Here is a 16368-nt window from a genome sequence, read left to right as displayed (position 1 = left end):
CCGAGCATAGACCCGGGCGCGTCCCCCCGCCGTGTTCACGGCACCCGTGCGCAGACCCAGGCATCGACCCGCGCCACACCGGCCCGGCGCAGCGCGCGGGCGGCGGCCTGCAGGGTGGCGCCGGTGGTCATCACGTCGTCGACCAAAGCCACGTGCACCGGCAGCGTTCCGCGGGCGGCGAAGGCAGCGCGCAGGTTGCGGCGGCGGGCGGGCGCGTCCAGTTCCGACTGCGCCGCAGTGGCGCGGGTGCGGCGCAGCCCGGCCAGCAGCGGCAGGCGCAGCGCACGGGCCAGCGGCCGCGCCAGTTCCAACGCCTGGTCGTAGCCGCGCCGGCGCAGGCGCGACAGGTGCAGCGGCACCGGCACCAGGGCCTGCGGCCGCTCGACGGCCGCCAGCCGCGCGTGCATCAGCTGCGCCAACAGGCGCCCGGCGGCAAGGTCGCCATGAAACTTGAAGCGGCGCAGCAGCCCGTCCACCGGCGCGGCATACAGGAACGCGGCATGCACCCCCGCCAACGGCGAGCGGCCCGGGCGGCAGGCGCCACACAGCGTGCCGGCCGGCTCGGTGGCCGGCAGCGGCAGGGCGCAGCCACGGCAGGCGCTTTCCAGCCACGGCAGCGTGGCGGCGCAGGCCGGGCACAGGTCGCGGCCGGGCTGACCCGGTTCCCCGCATACAAGGCAGACAGGCGGGAACAGCAGGTCGGACAGCCACCCACCCACGCCGTAAACCAAACTTGATAGCGATTTGTTGACAGTGGCGTGCATGCTCACCAGACTGCCCCGCTTCCGTTGCCCGATCTGTCAGGAAACACCCATGTCTGCCGTCATCCGCCACGACTGGAGCCGCGAGGAACTGCTGGCGCTGTTCGACCTGCCCTTCCCCGAACTGCTGTTCCGCGCCGCCAGCGTGCACCGCGAGCATTTCGACCCGGCGCAGGTGCAGGTCTCCACCCTGCTGTCGGTCAAGACCGGCGGCTGCCCGGAAGACTGCGCCTACTGCCCGCAGGCGCAGCGCTACGACACCGGCGTCAATGCGCAGAAGCTGATGGATACCGACAGCGTGGTCGCCCGCGCCCGCGCCGCCCGCGAGGCCGGCGCCTCGCGCTTCTGCATGGGCGCGGCGTGGCGTTCGCCCAAGGACCGCGACATCCCCAAGGTGGCGGCGATGATCCGCGAGGTGAAGGCGCTGGGCCTGGAGACCTGCGCCACCCTGGGCATGCTCGAAGGCCACCAGGCCCGCGCGCTCAAGGACGCCGGGCTGGACTACTACAACCACAATCTCGACACCGCGCCGGACTACTACGACTCGATCATCCACACCCGCCAGTACCAGGACCGGCTCGATACGCTCGAACACGTGCGCAACGCCGGCCTGAAGACCTGCTGCGGCGGCATCGTCGGCATGGGCGAGACCCGCGAACACCGCGCCGGCCTGCTGCTGGCGCTGGCCAACCTGCCGGCGCACCCGGATTCGGTGCCGATCAACCGCCTGGTGCAGGTCGCCGGCACGCCGCTGCACGGCAGCGCCGAACTGGATCCGTTCGAGTTCGTGCGCATGATCGCGGTGGCGCGCATCGCGATGCCGCGCTCGATGGTGCGGCTGTCGGCCGGGCGCGAGAGCATGAGCGACGAGCTGCAGGCGCTGTGCTTCGCCGCCGGCGCCAACTCCATCTTCTACGGCGAGAAGCTGCTGACCACCGGCAACCCGGACACCGCGCGCGACCAGGCGCTGTTCGCGCGGCTGGGCATCCGCCCGATGGAAGTGAACGTCGATGCCGACGACCACGACCATCCCGGCACGGTGCACCTGGACATCGCCCCGCAGTGCGGCTGCGCGGCCTGACCCGTAGGAGCGCAGCTTGCTGCGCGATGAGGCTTCACCGGAAAAGCCTCATCGCGCACTGAAGTGCGCTCCTACGCCGAAGACCCGCGCCGCAAGCGGTTCCACCGGCAACCGGTTACGCTAGCCGCCCACCCGCCCATGAACTGACGCCATGGCCCGCCCCGACCTCCTTGCCCGCCTGCAGGACCAGCGCAAGCTCCGCCAAGCGCAGGGGCGCATCCGCGTCCGCCGCAGCGTCATCCGCCGCGACGGCGTGCGCCTGGACGTCGGCGGCAAGTGGCTCACCGGCTTCTGCAGCAACGACTACCTGGGCCTGTCGCAGCAGTTCGAAGTGGTCGCCGCACTGCAGGATGCCGCCGGCCGCGAAGGCGCCGGCAGCACCGCCTCGCACCTGGTCTGCGGCCACCACGTGCTGCACGAACAGCTCGAACGCGAGATGGCCGACTGGCTCGGCTATCCGCGCGCGCTGCTGTTCGACAGCGGCTTCATGGCCAACCTCGCCGTGCAGCAGGCGCTGCTGTCCGAGGACAGCGACGTCTGCGTGCAGGACCGCCTCAACCACGCCAGCCTGCTCGACGCCACCCGCCTGGCCGGTTGCCGCCTGCGCCGCTACCCGCACCTGGACAGCGAAGGCGCCATGCGCCAGCTGAAGAACGCCGCCGACGGCGCGGCCATGCTCGCCACCGATGGCGTGTTCAGCATGGACGGCGACATCGCCCCGCTGCGCTCGCTGTCGCTGGTGGCGCGCATGCAGGAAGCGCTGTTCTATGTCGACGACGCGCACGGTGTCGGCGTGGTCGGCGAACACGGCCGCGGCTGCGTGGCCGACGCCGGGCTGGGCGTGAACGAAGTGCCGCTGCAGCTGGCCACGCTGGGCAAGGCACTCGGCGGCCACGGCGCGGTGGTGCTGGGCGAGGAGCACCTGATCCAGCACCTGGCCGAGACCGCGCGTCCCTACATCTACACCACCGCGCTGCCGCCGGCGCAGGCCGCCGCCTCGCTGGCGGCGGTGAAGCTGGCGCGCCGCGACCACTGGCGCCGCGAGAAGCTGGTCGAGCTGATCGCCGCCTTCCGCGATGGCGCGCGCCGCAACGGCCTGGAACTGATGCCCTCGGAAACCCCGATCCAGCCCCTGCTGTGCGGCGACGAGGCCACGGTGATGGCGCTGGGCGCCGCGCTGGAGCAGTCCGGCTTCCTGGTCGGCGCGATCCGCCCGCCGACCGTGCCCGAAGGCAAGGCACGGCTGCGCATCACGCTCTCGGCGCTGCACACCCTGGAGCAGGTCAAGGCGCTGGTCGATGCCACCGCCCGCGCGCGCGACCTGCTGTCCTACGAGCAGTCGCTGAACGCCGTCAGCGCCTGAAGAACGCCTTCCACGCATGCATATCGACGTCACCGGCACCGGCCCGGCACTGGTCCTGATCCACGGCTGGGCGCTGCACGGCGGCATCTTCGCGCCGCTGGTGGAACGCCTGTCGCCGCGCTTCCAGCTGCACGTGGTGGACCTGCCCGGCCACGGCTTCAGCCGCGACGACGACACCCCGCTGCGCCTGCCCTACCTGGTCAACGCCATCGCCGCCGCCACGCCGCCGGCGGTGTGGTGCGGCTGGTCGCTGGGCGGGCTGGTGGCGCTGCACGCCGCGGCCACGCTGCCGCAGGTGCGCGGGCTGGCGATGCTCGCCGCCACGCCGCGCTTCGTGCGCGACGCCGACTGGCCCGATGCGGTGGACCGCAGCGTGTTCGAGCAGTTCGGCCACGACCTGGAACAGGATTATCGCGGCACGCTGGAACGCTTCCTCGCGCTGGACGTGATGGGCTCGCAGCACGCGCGCAGCGAGCTGCGCACCCTGCGCGATGCCCTGGTCGAGCGCGGCGAGCCGGCCCCGCGCGCCCTGCACGAGGGCCTGGCTCTGCTGGACCGCAGCGACCTGCGCGGCGCCCTGCGCGACCTGCGCACACCCGGCCTGTGGATCGGCGGCCAGCGCGACCGGCTGGTGCCGGCGAAGGCCATGCACAGCGCCGCGACGCTGGCGCCGGCCGGCCTGCACGCCGCGCATACCATCGACGGCGGTGGCCACGCGCCGTTCCTCGGCCACGCCGACGACGTCGCCGGGCTGCTGCAACGCTTCGTTGCGGACTGCATGTGAGCCGCCGCGTGCACGCATCGCCGATCATGTGCGGCCACCGAACACACCGGGAGTAGGCCGATGGATCTGGGAATCGCCGGGCGCTGGGCGCTGGTCTGCGGCGCCAGCAAGGGGCTGGGGCTGGGCTGCGCGCGCGCGCTGGCCGGCGAGGGCGCCAACGTGGTCATCGTCGCCCGCGGCGCCGACGCGCTGGCAGCGGCCGCGGCGGAACTGCGCGCCCTTCCCGGTGCCGGGCAGGTGCTCGCCGTCGCCGCCGACATCACCACCGCCGCCGGCCGCGCCGCCGCGCTCGCCGCCTGCCCGCAGGTGGACATCCTCGTCACCAATGCCGGCGGCCCGCCACCGGGCGATTTCCGCGACTGGGACCGCGAGCGGTGGCTGGCCGCGCTGGACGCCAACATGCTCACCCCGATCGAGCTGATCCGCGCCACCGTCGACGCCATGGCCGCGCGCGGTTTCGGCCGCGTGGTCGACATCACCTCCAGTTCGGTGAAGGCGCCGATCGACATCCTCGGCCTGTCCAACGGCGCGCGCTCCGGATTGACCGGCTTCGTCGCCGGCGTCGCCCGCACCCACCTGACGCGCAACGTCACGATCAACAACCTGCTGCCGGGCGCGTTCGACACCGACCGCCTGCGCGGCACGCTGGAAGCCAGCGCGCAAAGGCAGCAGCAGCCGCTGGATGAGGTGGCCGCACGCCGCCGCGCCGGCATCCCCGCCGGCCGCTTCGGCACGCCCGACGAGTTCGGCGCGGCCTGCGCCTTCCTGTGCAGCGTGCACGCCGGCTACATCACCGGGCAGAACCTGCTGCTCGACGGCGGCGCCTACCCCGGTACCTTCTGACCCTGTTGCAAGCGCGTATTCCCATGCCCTCCCTGTTCGATGCCAAGCACGTCCGCCGCGCCTTCTCGCGCGCCGCCTCCAGCTACCACGCCGCCGCCGTGCTGCAGCAGGAGGTCGCAAAACGCCTGCTGGAATCGCTGGACTACCTGGAGCAGCGGCAACCGCAGGTGGTGCTGGACGTCGGCAGCGGCCCGGCGCACTCGACCGCGGCGATGAAGAAGCGCTGGCCCAAGGCGCAGGTGATCGCGCTGGACCTGGCCCTGCCGATGCTGGCAGAGGCGAAGAAGCAGGCCGGCTGGTGGCGCCCGTTCTCGCGCGTGTGCGCCGACGCGCGGGCGCTGCCGCTGGCCGACAACAGCGTGGACGTGATCTTCAGCAACCTGTGCCTGCAGTGGGTGGAAGACCTGCCGGCGGTGTTCGCCGGTTTCCGCCGCGTGCTCAGGCCCGGCGGCCTGCTGGTGTGCTCCACCTTCGGTCCGGACACGCTGATCGAACTGCGCGAGGCGTTCGCGCAGGCCGACGCCACCCCGCACGTGAGCCGCTTCGTGCAGATCGCGCAGTTCGGCGACGCGCTGATGATGGCCGGCTTCCGCGACCCGGTGCTGGACCGCGACCTGTTCACCCTCACCTACGACGGCCTGCCGGCGCTGATGCGCGAACTCAAGGCTATCGGCGCGACCAACGCGCTGAGCGAACGCCGCCACACGCTCACCGGCCGCAGCCGCTTCAACGCCGCCCAGGCGGCCTACGAACCGCTGCGCCGGCCCGACGGCAAACTGCCCAGCAGCTGGGAAGTCATCTACGCCCACGCCTGGGCGCCGGAGCCGGGCGCGCCGATCCGCGAACACGGCCACGACATCGCCGCAGTGCCGGTGTCGGCGATCCCGATCCGGCGCAAAAATCCCTCGTAGGAGCGCACCTTGGTGCGCGATGGGGCCTTACCGAAACCGGCTCAGCATCGAGTGCCGTTCTTGCCCCTTCCCTTGTTCGCCGAGCGAGCAGGGAGGTGAAAGCGCGTTGGTTTGCGAACCATCGGCTCGCACGCGCTTGAACGCCCGCTGGTCATGCCGGCGGGCCGGGCCCGAAGGGATGGGAGAAGGTGCTTTGGCTCCATGCGGACATCAAGTCACCCCTCCAGCCCTCCCCTTCATGCTTCGCACGAGAGGGAGGGAGTGTTTCCGTGCTGCTGACAGTCGGGGCTGATCGGGTACCGGGAAAGCCCCTCGCGCACCGAGGTGCGCTCCTACGGGCGGCTCAGCCGCCTACCTGCGCGATCCAGTCCTGCAGGTTGTAGTAGTTGCTGACGCGCGCGATGCGGCCGTCGCGGATGTCGAAGAACGCGCCGCCGGGCAGCACGTAGCGCTGGCCGTTGGCCGGCGGCAGGCCTTCGTCGGTGTGGTGGTATTCGCCGTGCACCACGTATTCGGCGGCGGCGCGGGTGCCATTGATGCTGGCCATCACCATCACCTCGCGCAGCTGCTCGCGGTAGCTGGCCTCCATGCGCCGCAGGAACGCGGCGAACGCCTCGCGGCCGCTTTCGCGCGCGCCTTGGTTCAGGTCGTGCGCCACGTCGTCGGCCAGGCGCTCCAGCATCCCGGCCCAGTCGCCGCGGTTGAAGGCATCGTAGTAGCCGCGGACCAGGTCGATGGCCTGCTGCTGGGCGGGGGAAACGTCGTGGCTCATGGGATTTCTCGAGGAGCGGCGGCGCTCAGGTACCGCCGGCGAACAGGTCGCGGTGGAAGAAATAGATTTCCTGCGCCAGGAACCGCCAGCTGGTGTGGAAGCTGCGGAAGCGCGTGCTCGGCGTGGACGAGGCCAGCGCATCGATGCCCAGTTCCCTGGACAGGCGCAGCGCGCGCGCCATGTGCAGCGGATCGCTGACCAGGATGGCGCGGTGCATGCCGTGCGCATCCATCAGCCGCTTGGCCTCGACCAGGTTCTGGCGGGTGGTGCGCGAGCGGTTCTCGATCAGGATGTCCTTGGCGGGAATCTCCTGCTTCAGCGCATAGCGGCGCGCCACCTGCGATTCGGAGAAACGCGCGCCGGCGCCGCCGAAGCCGCCGGTGAAGATCAGCTTGGGCGCGTAGCCCTGCCGGTACAGGTCCAGCCCGTGGCGGATGCGCTCCTCGAACACCGGCGACGGCTTGGCGTCGTAGGCCGCCGCACCCAGCACGATGATCGCGTCGGCCGGCGCGGCCTGGTCGCGGTCGCCCACCCAGATGATCCACGCCGCCACGCCGAGCAGCCACAGCAGCACCAGCACGCACAGGCGCCACAGCCAGTCGAACAGGCGGGTGCGCCTGCGGCTCATGCATCCATCCACGGCAGCGCGTCCAGGTCGACGTTGCCGCCGGACAGGACCAGGCCCACGTCGCGCCCGGCAAAGCGCTGCGGCTGCGCCAGCACCGCCGCCAGCACCGTGGCCGAGGAGGGTTCCACCACCTGCTTGAGCACCTGCCACAGCAGGCGCATCGCCGCCACGGTGGCGGCGTCGGCTACGGTGATGACGGTGGCGTTGCCTGCAAGCAACGCGAAATTCGGTTCGCCCAGCGCGCCGCGCAGGCCGTCGCAGACGGTGTCGGGCACGAAATCGACCAGCCGCCTTCCCGCCTCCAGCGAGCGCGCGGTATCGGCCGCGCCGGCCGGTTCGGCCAGCACCAGCTCGCAGTCCGGCGCCGCCTGGCGCAGCGCCAGCAGAGTGCCGGAGGCCAGCCCGCCGCCGCCGGCCGGCACTACCACCGCGTCCAGCGTCGTGCCGGCCTGGCGCAGCAGTTCCAGCGTCGCCGTGCCTTGGCCGGCGATCACCTGCGTATCGGCATAGGGGTGGACCAGGGTCGCCCCGGTTTCCCGCTGCACCCGCGCGCATTCGGCCTCGCGCGCGGCCTGGGTCGGTGCGCAGCGCCACAGCGTCGCGCCGTGGCGGGCGATGTTGGCCAGCTTGGCCGCCACCGCGCCCTCGGGCACCACCACGTGGCAGGGAATGCCGCGCGAGCGTGCCGCCAGGGCCAGCGCCGCGCCGTGGTTGCCGGAGGAATGGGTCACCACGCCGCGCCGCGCCTGGTCCTCGTCCAGCGCCCATACCGCGTTGCAGGCGCCGCGGAACTTGAAGGCGCCACCGCGCTGCAGGTGCTCGGCCTTGAAATGCAGGCGGGCGCCGGACAGCGCATCCAGTTCGCGCGAACGCAGGACCGGGGTGACCGTGGCATGCGGCGCGATGCGGGCCGCGGCGGCCAGCACGTCGGCCGGCCCTGGCAGGGTGAGTTCAACCATGGGGAAAGGTTAACGTAGGCCCCGGTGCCGGACCATCTCGAACCATCGCTGGACCTGTGTTCAGTCCCTGCCGGCAGGGTTAAGGACCGATTCAATGCGCGGGCCCGAAGCTGGCTCCGCACCCAACAGGGGGACTGTCATGAAAAAGCGCCTGATCCTTTCGGCCGGCTTGCTGCTCGGCCTGTCCGGCTGCGCCACCTACGACTATGTCGGTGGCGGCGCGGGCGGCTATTACCGCGGTGTGACGTCGGTGCAGCGCATCTACCCGTACGGCTATCCCTATGGCGGCGGCTATGACCCTTACGGCTATGGCGGCTACGGGTATTACGACTACCGCTATCCGTACCCGGTCTACCGGCCGCCGTACAACCCGCGTCCGCCGCATGGCGGCCACTGGGGCAATGGTCCCCGCCCGCCGGCCCATGGCAACGGCAATGGCGGCCACCGCCCGCCGCCGCGTCCCGGCGACGGCAACGGCCCCCCGCCCCGTCCGCCACGCCCGCCGGTGGAAGGCGGCGGCAAATCGCCGTGGCGCGACATGGACCGGCAGCAGCGTCCGCAGCCGCGCCCGACCCAGCCGGTCCCGCGGGCAATGCCGGCGCCACGCGCCGACGCGCCGCGTCCGATGATGCAGCGCCCGGCACCGGCCCGACCGCCGTCACATTCCCGCCCACGGGAGTCGGCACGGCAACAGGAACTCTAAGGCGCTTGCAATTGCCGAAAAACCAGGCAATCTTGTCGGACCGGGTGACCGGCAGCGTCGATAACTGACCCGAACTGCCCCTCACGTCCGACCGCTTCAATGTCGATGTCCGTCAGGAAATCTGGATCCCCCCTGTTCCGGCCCTGCCGGACATCGGCGCCTACAACGACAAAGCCCCGGCATGGCCGGGGCTTTGTCTTTCCGGGTACGGGCGAAGGCTTCCATCCGGGCTCCGGGCCGCGTGAGGCATGACGCCGCAACGCTCCGGCCCGCCTGCCCGGCCGTGGGAACCCCGCAATGAAAGAAGGGCCGGCAGTCCCCCGACTGCCGGCCCCATGCTTCCCCGGTGTGCGCTTCGGCTGGCCCCTGTTCCAATTCCAGCCACTGCGCCCTGGTCGCATGCCACGCCGGGTGCAAATACGTTAGCTGCAGTTTGCGTGCCAACTTTAGGCCTGCGCCTATGCCCGTCGGGCATTGGCGGTAAAATCACCACGCCGTCGCCGCGGGCGCATACCGCGGGCCGACGACGGATTTCACACTTCAAGCCTCCTATCCCCTTCATGACCGACTCCTTCCATCGTTACGACGTCATCGTCATCGGCGGCGGCCACGCCGGCACCGAGGCCGCACTGGCCGCGGCGCGCGGCGGCGCCCGCACCCTGCTGCTGACCCACAACGTGGAAACGGTGGGCGCGATGAGCTGCAACCCGGCCATCGGCGGCATCGGCAAGGGCCACCTGGTCAAGGAGATCGACGCACTGGGCGGGGCCATGGCGCACGCCGCCGACCAGGCCGGCATCCAGTGGCGCACGCTCAACGCCTCCAAGGGCCCGGCGGTGCGCGCCACCCGCTGCCAGGCCGACCGCAACCTGTACCGCATGGCGATCCGCCGCATCGTCGAATCGCAGCCCAACCTGACCGTGTTCCAGGCGGCGGTGGACGACCTGGTGATCGAAGGCGACGCCGTGCGCGGCGCCATCACCCAGACCGGGCTGACCTTCCATGCGCCAGCCGTAGTGCTCACCGCCGGCACCTTCCTCGCCGGCAAGATCCACATCGGCGAAACCCAGTACACCGCCGGGCGCATGGGCGACCCGCCGGCCACCACGCTGGCCGCGCGCCTGCGCGAGCGCCCGTTCGCCATCGACCGGCTCAAGACCGGCACGCCGCCGCGCATCGACGGCCGCTCGCTCGACTACAGCGTCATGGAGGAACAACCCGGCGACGACCCGCTGCCGGTGATGTCCTACCTGGGCAACATCGCCGAGCACCCGCGGCAGGTGAGCTGCTGGATCACCCACACCAGCGAGCACACGCACGAGATCATCCGCAACGCGCTGCACCGCTCGCCGCTGTATTCCGGCCAGATCGAAGGCATCGGCCCGCGCTATTGCCCATCCATCGAGGACAAGGTGGTGCGCTTCGCCGAAAAGGACAGCCACCAGATCTTCGTCGAGCCCGAAGGCCTGGACGTGGTGGAGATCTACCCCAACGGCATTTCCACCTCGCTGCCGTTCGACGTGCAGCTGGAACTGGTGCGCAGCATCCGCGGCTTCGAGCACGCGCACATCACCCGCCCCGGCTACGCCATCGAATACGACTTCTTCGACCCGCGTGGGCTGAAGAACACGCTGGAAACCCGCCAGGTCGCCGGCCTGTTCTTCGCCGGCCAGATCAACGGCACCACCGGCTACGAGGAAGCCGGCGCGCAGGGCCTGCTGGCCGGCGTCAACGCCGCGCTGTTCGTGCAGGGCCGCGACGGCTGGTGCCCGCGCCGCGACGAGGCCTACATCGGCGTGCTGGTGGACGACCTGATCACCCACGGCACCAGCGAGCCCTACCGCATGTTCACCAGCCGCGCCGAATACCGGCTGCAGCTGCGCGAGGACAATGCCGACGCGCGCCTGACCCCGACCGGCCGCGAGCTGGGCCTGGTCGACGACCGCCGCTGGCACGCGTTCGAAACCAAGCAGGCCGCCGTCGCCAGTGAAAGCGCGCGCCTGCGCGGCCTGTGGGCCACACCCGCTAACGCCCTGGGCCGCGAAGTGCAGGCAACCACCGGCGTGGCGGTGAGCCGCGAAACCAACGTGCTCGACCTGATCAAGCGCCCGGAACTGGACTACGCCAAACTGATGCAGGTGCCCTCGCTCGGCCCCGGCGTGGATGATGCGCGTGTGGCCGAACAGGTGGAAATCAGCGTCAAGTACGCCGGCTACCTGGACCGCCAGCGCGAGGAAATCGAACGCCAGCAGCGTCACGAGAACACCGCCATTGCCGAAGGCTTCGACTTCGCCGCCGTGCGCGGCCTCTCCGCCGAAGTGCTGCAGAAACTCGAACGCGTGCGCCCGCAGACCATTGGCCAGGCCCAACGCATCCCCGGCATGACCCCGGCCGCGATCTCGCTGTTGTTGGTGCACCTGGAGCGGGCGCGGCGCGGGAAGGTGGCTTGATTCCAGCCGAGTAGCGGATGGCAGTGCATGAGTTCGCCTAGACTCGCCACTCTCCACAACGAGTACCGCAGGATATGGATATCCATCCGATAGACCCGGAAAAGCGTGAAGCCGTACTGGCCGCGCTGGAAGGCATCGAGCGCCGGCACGACGTACGCATACTGATGGCCTGCGAATCCGGCAGCCGCGGCTGGGGATTTTCCTCTCCAGACAGCGACTACGACGCGCGCTTCGTCTACGTGCACCGTCAACCGTGGTACCTGAGCGTCAACGAGCGCAGCGGTCCCGACGAGCCACAGCGGGATGTCATCGAACTGCCTATCGATGACGAACTCGACGTCAGCGGCTGGGATCTGCGCAAAGCGTTGCGGCTGGTGTCCAAATCCAATCCCACGCTGTCGGAGTGGCTGCGTTCCCCCATCCTGTATCGCGGCGATGCGCGAGCCATCGCCTCATTGCGCGAAGCCGTCACCGAGTTCCATTCACCGCTCGGCAGCTGGTGGCACTACTTCAACATGGCCACCGCCAACCATCGCGGCTACCTGAAGGGCGAGCGCGTACGCACCAAGAAGTATCTGTACGTACTGCGGCCCTTGCTGGCCTGCCAGTGGATCGAGAACGATCCCACCCCGCCGCCGATGGCTTTCGAAGACCTGCTCGATCGCCTGCTGCCAGAAGGCCCCGTCCGCTCGGCCATCGACGCGCTGCTGGAAGTGAAACGCCGCAGCGCCGAAGTGGCCGATGGTGCGCGTATCGCCGCCATCAGCGACTACATCGACACAGAACTGCAACGCCGCAGCAACGCCGCGCCCTCGCTTCCAACTGGGCACGGCGACAGCGAAGCGCTGGATGCCCGCTTCAGGCAGATGCTGCGGGAGCATGCGCCCGAGTGAGAACACCCAGCCTCAGCTCGTAACTCGACGCCGGCAGGATCGAGGACAGCCCAGGTGATCGGTGAAGAAGCCCGCCAAAGCGGGCTTCTTCGTTTTCCTTCGCATTGCAGCTGGAACAGCTGCTTTGGACTTTCTCAGGCGCCGCCCTTGTGACGGCTGATCAACAACAACCCATCACCCACCGTCACCTCCAATGCATCGCCCACGGCAAAGCCGCAGCGTTCCAGCCAACGGCCGGACAGGCGCAGACTGGGCACGGCACGGCCGACGATTTGTTGGCCCCGGCGCTCGTCGTAATAGCAGGTAACCCATCGTGCAGCGCTTGGGTATGCGCGCCCAGCCGCTGGAAGCGGGCGGCGCCGGCAACGGGGGCGAAAACAACTCCGGAACCGGCGCGGAATCGATCATCCGCGGCGTGTGTGCCTCGTGCCTGGATGGGCTGCGGTTGGACGCAACGGTGGAAACGCGTGTGACTTCCTTGGAACGGCTCATGTCGGACTCCTTGTGCGATGAGGAATCCGCCGCCTCGCTGTCAATCGAGGGTGGCGGACGGTGCGCGGTTGACAGACCGGCCACAAGGAACCGGCAGGCCTTTCGGCCTCCGCACACCGCCCGCCGTCGAACTGGCTGCTTCGCCCATGCAAATCGCCGGGCTGAAGAAAAGCGCCGGCATCGAAGATGGGCGCTGGTGCGCCTTGTGGTTTCAGGCTGTCAAACCCGGCTGCGGATTTCGCCGCAGCGGGTTGATGGTGCTGCCTAGTCTTCACAGAAGTCAATCAGACTTCTCCATTCCGACACAGCGGAAATCTACTGTCCACGAAAAACTGGCGATTGCTCTTGTAGATGTACCAACTAGAAGCTTGCGATATCTGGAGGTATAAGATGAATGGAAAGGAACTTAAGATAGAGAGGCGGATATGCTTGAAGCATGGAAGATTCCATCGCACACACTTGATCTCATAGCAAAAGGGGAGTCCATTCTCTTCCTAGGCTCTGGAGCGTCTTTTGAGTGCAGAGCAAGTGATGGCTCAAAGGCGCCATCTGCGACAGGCTTGCGGGACAAGCTTTGCGATGAGTTCCTTGGGGGAAAGGGAAAGAACAAGAGTTTGGCCGCAGTGGGGGATCTCGTAACCTCCGCAGCGGGGATGCTCGACATGCAACGTCTCGTTCGTGATCAGTATTATTCGCTTGAGGCGACTCGATCTCATCTCGAGATACCAAGGTACCGCTGGAAGGCTATCGTCACTACAAACTATGACCTCGCCATAGAACGGGCTTATGAGCGCTACAAAAGCCCGCAACAGAAGCTTGTACCCATCATCTGCGACGACGACGATTTTAAGGGCACGATAAGTAGCGGCGGGGCATCTGTCCCATTACTGAAACTGCACGGCTGCGTAACGCGGGCAGCTGACACCCACCTTCCTCTCATTCTGAGCAGTACAGAGTATTCGCGATTCAGAAACAGGCGTACGCGCCTATTCAACTATCTAAAAGATTGGGCATTCGATCACCCAATCATCTTCAGCGGTTACTCGCTTGCTGACGAAAATGTCCGCGATATCATGTTCGATATATTTGATAACGCCATATCACACAAGCGATTTGTGTACGCGAATCCTGATTTGATTGAAGAAGAAGTGGCATTGTGGGAGTCGAGAAGAGTTGATGCGGTGCCAGCTACTTTTGACGAGTTGTTCACCTACCTCCGCACGGCAGTTACGGACGCAAACCTTACCCTCGCGGCGCTACGGAAGGGAGAAAGAGGAAGCATATCTAAGCACATCTCTGGAAACGGCACCCCATCCCCTGAACTTCTTGCGTACTTGGCATACGATTTAATTCACATCCACCCTGACATGCAGCTGGAGACCGTGTCACCGCAGGATTTTTATCGCGGCTCCAGTGATGGGTTCGCATGGATACCTGGGAATCTCGATGTCACCAGAAGCACCACGGAAGAACTGCTACTGGACTTGGTAATCGGCGACGTCAGGGAAGACGGCCCGAAGTTCTTTGCTTTGCTTGGATATGCCGGCAGCGGCAAGACGATCGCGCTCAAGCGTTTTGCGTGGGAAGCTGCGATCACCTATGGCAAGCCAACCTTCTACGTTTCGCAGGGCTCGCGCATTAATTTTGATCTTGTGAAAGAGCTTTACCAGTTAATAGATGAGCCGATCTATATTGTTGTAGACGAAGCCTTAGATCATGTTGAGGATCTAACGGAGCTGATGCGACAGGCCAAGAAGCAGCGACTTGAGTTGAAGATCGTATGCGCTGAAAGAACCAATCAATGGAACGTAGATGGCGCCGAGCTCACGCCTTTTGTTAATGAGACATATGACGTCCTTGACCTGTCGGAGACAGAAGTTGGCGAGTTAATACTGAAATTAAAGAAATCAAATTGTCTTGGCTACATGGCCAAATTCACCTTGGAAGATGCTGTCGTATACCTAAAATCCAAGCTAAACAACCAACTTCTTGTCGCATTGCACGAAGCTACGTCCGGCAGATCCTTTGCCGAAATTGTCGCAGATGAATATACCCAACTCGTCCCCACGGAAGCTCAAAGACTGTACTTGGACATCTGCACTGTTCATCGAGTGGGAGTTCCCGTCCGCGCTGGAACGATATCGCGGGTCAGCGGGATAAGGATGGAGGACTTTCACGAGCGACTCTTTCAGCCTCTGGAGCACGTCGTGCATACGCAGTTCTGGGGATCGCTTGGGGATTACGTGTACAAGTCGCGTCATCCAAGCATCGCAGACATCGTATTTGATGCTGCAGTGCCTGGAGAAAATGCTCGTAGTGCGCAGCTCGTAAGGATAATTCAGTCTCTAAACACTGGCTATAATACCGACAATGAGGCCGTAACTAAGCTAATTCGTGCGAGACAATTAGCTAAAGACTTCACGGATAAGTCTCTTGCATACGCAGTATTCAAGGCGGCGCGAGATGCTGGGGTGCCAGACGAGGTGGTTGATCAGCATCTTGCGCAATTTGAGTTACAGCACAAGAACGGTGATGTAAAGCGGGCAAGCCATCTGATTGACCAGGCTATCGCCGCATCTAGAAATCTTCGGCCAACCAAATCGACGCTCCATGTCAAAGCTTCTGTTCTTAGGAGGCAAGCGAGAGAGAGCAAAAATGTACTTGAACGGGACAAACGGAGACAGGAAGCCTCTGCAATTCTTAATAGGCTGATCTCTGATCGCCGAGACTCCTACCCATTTGTCCTAAAAGCTGACCTACTAATAGATGAGCTGGAGGATCGACTCAATGACGCATCTGACAGCTCAGCAAATATTATAACAACCCTCCTTCGTGATATTCAGTCCGTACTATCCAGCTGCAGGCAGTCCTTCCCACGTGATGCTTTTATTTCGACGGTTGAGTCCAGACTTGCAACTGCCATGAGTGAGCACCCCAAGGCCACCTTCATTCTTGAGCAGGCGCACAAAACAGACAAGCACACAAGCTTCTTGGCCATTCGCTTGGCCGAACGATACACAGCCGAGGGACGGTTTGATGAGGCCGAGCGGGTTCTGTCTGAGACGCTTCGTGCCGCCGGGCCTAATAAGGAGGTACATCTTGCGTTAGCGGAAACCATTCGGGCATTCGCTGAGGAAGATCGCGCACAGGATATTATTGAACATCTCCGTCGGAGCTTCTCTGACGGTGACAATAGATATCAGGCACAGTTCCTCTTTGCGCGATTTAGCTTCCTTTACGGGGATCGCTCTAAAGCAGAGGATCTGTTTAGATCTCTCGCTCGCGCAAAGGTGTCACCTGAGCTAATCGACACTGCATCCGAGCCTGTGAGGGAAGCGGGACGAGTGAGGAGATTTGTGGGCAGTATCGGCACAGTCAGGCCTAGCTTTTCATTCGTGCGTTGCGTGGGTCTCGGATGCGACGTATATATATCCAAGAGAGCGGCCAGCAGTTTGTGGGGACAGCTGCACAGAGGAGTTCAACTTGAGTTCTCAGTCTTTTTTTCATTCCGTGGCCCAGTTGCGAAGGACGTAAAGCTTTACGTCGGCCAAGGGGATGTCAGTGCTGCTTGTCGCAACGTTGCGGCAAGCAACTGAAGCTACAGTCATAAGAAGACCGCTATTGGGTAAGACCCGATCTCTCCATCAGCAAACCGATTTTCCACCACGTACTATTCGTTCGTTTTCATACCCAACTAACCTATGCCCCCCCTCCGCCCCTTCCTCGAC

Annotated in this window: 14 protein-coding genes; 9 read left to right on the top strand and 5 right to left on the bottom strand. The window is 66.0% G+C overall.

What is annotated here, in order from left to right; genetic code table 11:
• Positions 1–35 precede the first annotated feature (35 nt).
• Entirely contained in the window at positions 36–719 is a 684-nt protein-coding gene (locus CQ393_RS15480) for a ComF family protein (RefSeq protein ID WP_343199996.1), read from the bottom strand.
• A 94-nt stretch (positions 720–813) separates the two neighbouring features.
• On the opposite strand from CQ393_RS15480, the gene bioB reads away from it, so the two are divergent.
• The 5 genes from bioB (at position 814) to bioC (ending at position 5743) form a co-directional block, all read left to right on the top strand.
• Entirely contained in the window at positions 814–1842 is a 1029-nt protein-coding gene (gene bioB, locus CQ393_RS15475; RefSeq protein WP_153192757.1) for a biotin synthase BioB, read from the top strand.
• A gap of 151 nt (positions 1843–1993) precedes the next feature.
• A complete protein-coding gene (gene bioF, locus CQ393_RS15470) occupies positions 1994–3205 on the top strand; it encodes an 8-amino-7-oxononanoate synthase (protein ID WP_153192755.1) in 1212 nt (403 codons plus the stop codon).
• A gap of 16 nt (positions 3206–3221) precedes the next feature.
• The gene (bioH, locus tag CQ393_RS15465; RefSeq protein ID WP_153192753.1) at positions 3222–3989 is read left to right on the top strand and encodes a pimeloyl-ACP methyl ester esterase BioH; all 768 of its coding nucleotides are present in this window, start codon (positions 3222–3224) and stop codon (positions 3987–3989) included.
• Between the two features lie 60 nt (positions 3990–4049).
• Positions 4050–4832: an SDR family oxidoreductase gene (locus CQ393_RS15460; protein WP_153192751.1), complete on the top strand. Its 783-nt coding sequence runs from the start codon at positions 4050–4052 to the stop codon at positions 4830–4832.
• Between the two features lie 23 nt (positions 4833–4855).
• A complete protein-coding gene (gene bioC / locus CQ393_RS15455; protein WP_153192737.1) occupies positions 4856–5743 on the top strand; it encodes a malonyl-ACP O-methyltransferase BioC in 888 nt (295 codons plus the stop codon).
• A 343-nt stretch (positions 5744–6086) separates the two neighbouring features.
• Here bioC and CQ393_RS15450 read toward each other — a convergent pair whose 3' ends face one another.
• The 3 genes from CQ393_RS15450 to CQ393_RS15440 are packed head-to-tail and all read right to left on the bottom strand — an operon-like array spanning position 6087 to position 8102.
• Positions 6087–6515: a ketosteroid isomerase-related protein gene (locus CQ393_RS15450; RefSeq protein ID WP_153192735.1), complete on the bottom strand. Its 429-nt coding sequence runs from the start codon at positions 6513–6515 to the stop codon at positions 6087–6089.
• A 25-nt stretch (positions 6516–6540) separates the two neighbouring features.
• On the bottom strand, positions 6541–7143 hold the full coding sequence (locus CQ393_RS15445; RefSeq protein ID WP_153192733.1) for a YdcF family protein: 603 nt from the start codon (positions 7141–7143) through the stop codon (positions 6541–6543).
• A complete protein-coding gene (locus tag CQ393_RS15440) occupies positions 7140–8102 on the bottom strand; it encodes a pyridoxal-phosphate dependent enzyme (protein ID WP_153192732.1) in 963 nt (320 codons plus the stop codon). Before CQ393_RS15440 ends, CQ393_RS15445 begins: the two co-directional genes overlap by 4 nt.
• Positions 8103–8241: 139 nt before the next feature.
• Between CQ393_RS15440 and CQ393_RS15435 the strand changes: the two genes are divergently transcribed.
• The 3 genes from CQ393_RS15435 to CQ393_RS15425 all read left to right on the top strand — a co-directional run bounded on the left by CQ393_RS15435 (position 8242) and on the right by CQ393_RS15425 (position 12148).
• Positions 8242–8805, top strand: a complete 564-nt coding sequence (locus CQ393_RS15435; RefSeq protein ID WP_228114609.1) for a hypothetical protein — start codon at positions 8242–8244, stop codon at positions 8803–8805.
• A gap of 560 nt (positions 8806–9365) precedes the next feature.
• Positions 9366–11255, top strand: a complete 1890-nt coding sequence (gene mnmG / locus CQ393_RS15430; RefSeq protein WP_153192730.1) for a tRNA uridine-5-carboxymethylaminomethyl(34) synthesis enzyme MnmG — start codon at positions 9366–9368, stop codon at positions 11253–11255.
• Positions 11256–11329: 74 nt separating this feature from the next.
• Positions 11330–12148, top strand: a complete 819-nt coding sequence (locus CQ393_RS15425; protein ID WP_153192728.1) for a nucleotidyltransferase domain-containing protein — start codon at positions 11330–11332, stop codon at positions 12146–12148.
• Positions 12149–12282: 134 nt separating this feature from the next.
• Here CQ393_RS15425 and CQ393_RS18435 read toward each other — a convergent pair whose 3' ends face one another.
• Entirely contained in the window at positions 12283–12549 is a 267-nt protein-coding gene (locus CQ393_RS18435) for a SymE family type I addiction module toxin (RefSeq protein ID WP_343200001.1), read from the bottom strand.
• Between the two features lie 516 nt (positions 12550–13065).
• Here CQ393_RS18435 and CQ393_RS15415 point away from each other — a divergent pair.
• Positions 13066–16236 carry an SIR2 family protein gene (locus CQ393_RS15415; RefSeq protein WP_153192727.1) on the top strand — a complete coding sequence of 1057 codons (3171 nt, stop codon included), beginning with the start codon at positions 13066–13068 and terminating at the stop codon, positions 16234–16236.
• Positions 16237–16368: the final 132 nt, after the last annotated feature.

This window comes from Stenotrophomonas sp. MYb238, assembly GCF_009496535.1.
In the GTDB taxonomy this organism is placed as follows: domain Bacteria; phylum Pseudomonadota; class Gammaproteobacteria; order Xanthomonadales; family Xanthomonadaceae; genus Stenotrophomonas.
Note: the sequence above shows the minus strand (reverse complement) of the source record. Positions and strands in the feature narration are given on the sequence as shown.

Bases quoted from the DNA above. Each gene is read 5' to 3' on its own strand.
- CQ393_RS15460 (WP_153192751.1), top strand. From the start codon at position 4,050: ATGGATCTGGGAATCGCCGGGCGCTGGGCGCTGGTCTGCGGCGCCAGC.
- CQ393_RS15445 (WP_153192733.1), bottom strand. From the start codon at position 7,143: ATGAGCCGCAGGCGCACCCGCCTGTTCGACTGGCTGTGGCGCCTGTGC.
- bioF (WP_153192755.1), top strand. From the start codon at position 1,994: ATGGCCCGCCCCGACCTCCTTGCCCGCCTGCAGGACCAGCGCAAGCTC.
- CQ393_RS15440 (WP_153192732.1), bottom strand. From the start codon at position 8,102: ATGGTTGAACTCACCCTGCCAGGGCCGGCCGACGTGCTGGCCGCCGCG.
- CQ393_RS15435 (WP_228114609.1), top strand. From the start codon at position 8,242: ATGAAAAAGCGCCTGATCCTTTCGGCCGGCTTGCTGCTCGGCCTGTCC.
- CQ393_RS15415 (WP_153192727.1), top strand. From the start codon at position 13,066: ATGCTTGAAGCATGGAAGATTCCATCGCACACACTTGATCTCATAGCA.
- CQ393_RS15450 (WP_153192735.1), bottom strand. From the start codon at position 6,515: ATGAGCCACGACGTTTCCCCCGCCCAGCAGCAGGCCATCGACCTGGTC.
- bioB (WP_153192757.1), top strand. From the start codon at position 814: ATGTCTGCCGTCATCCGCCACGACTGGAGCCGCGAGGAACTGCTGGCG.
- mnmG (WP_153192730.1), top strand. From the start codon at position 9,366: ATGACCGACTCCTTCCATCGTTACGACGTCATCGTCATCGGCGGCGGC.
- bioH (WP_153192753.1), top strand. From the start codon at position 3,222: ATGCATATCGACGTCACCGGCACCGGCCCGGCACTGGTCCTGATCCAC.
- bioC (WP_153192737.1), top strand. From the start codon at position 4,856: ATGCCCTCCCTGTTCGATGCCAAGCACGTCCGCCGCGCCTTCTCGCGC.
- CQ393_RS15425 (WP_153192728.1), top strand. From the start codon at position 11,330: ATGGATATCCATCCGATAGACCCGGAAAAGCGTGAAGCCGTACTGGCC.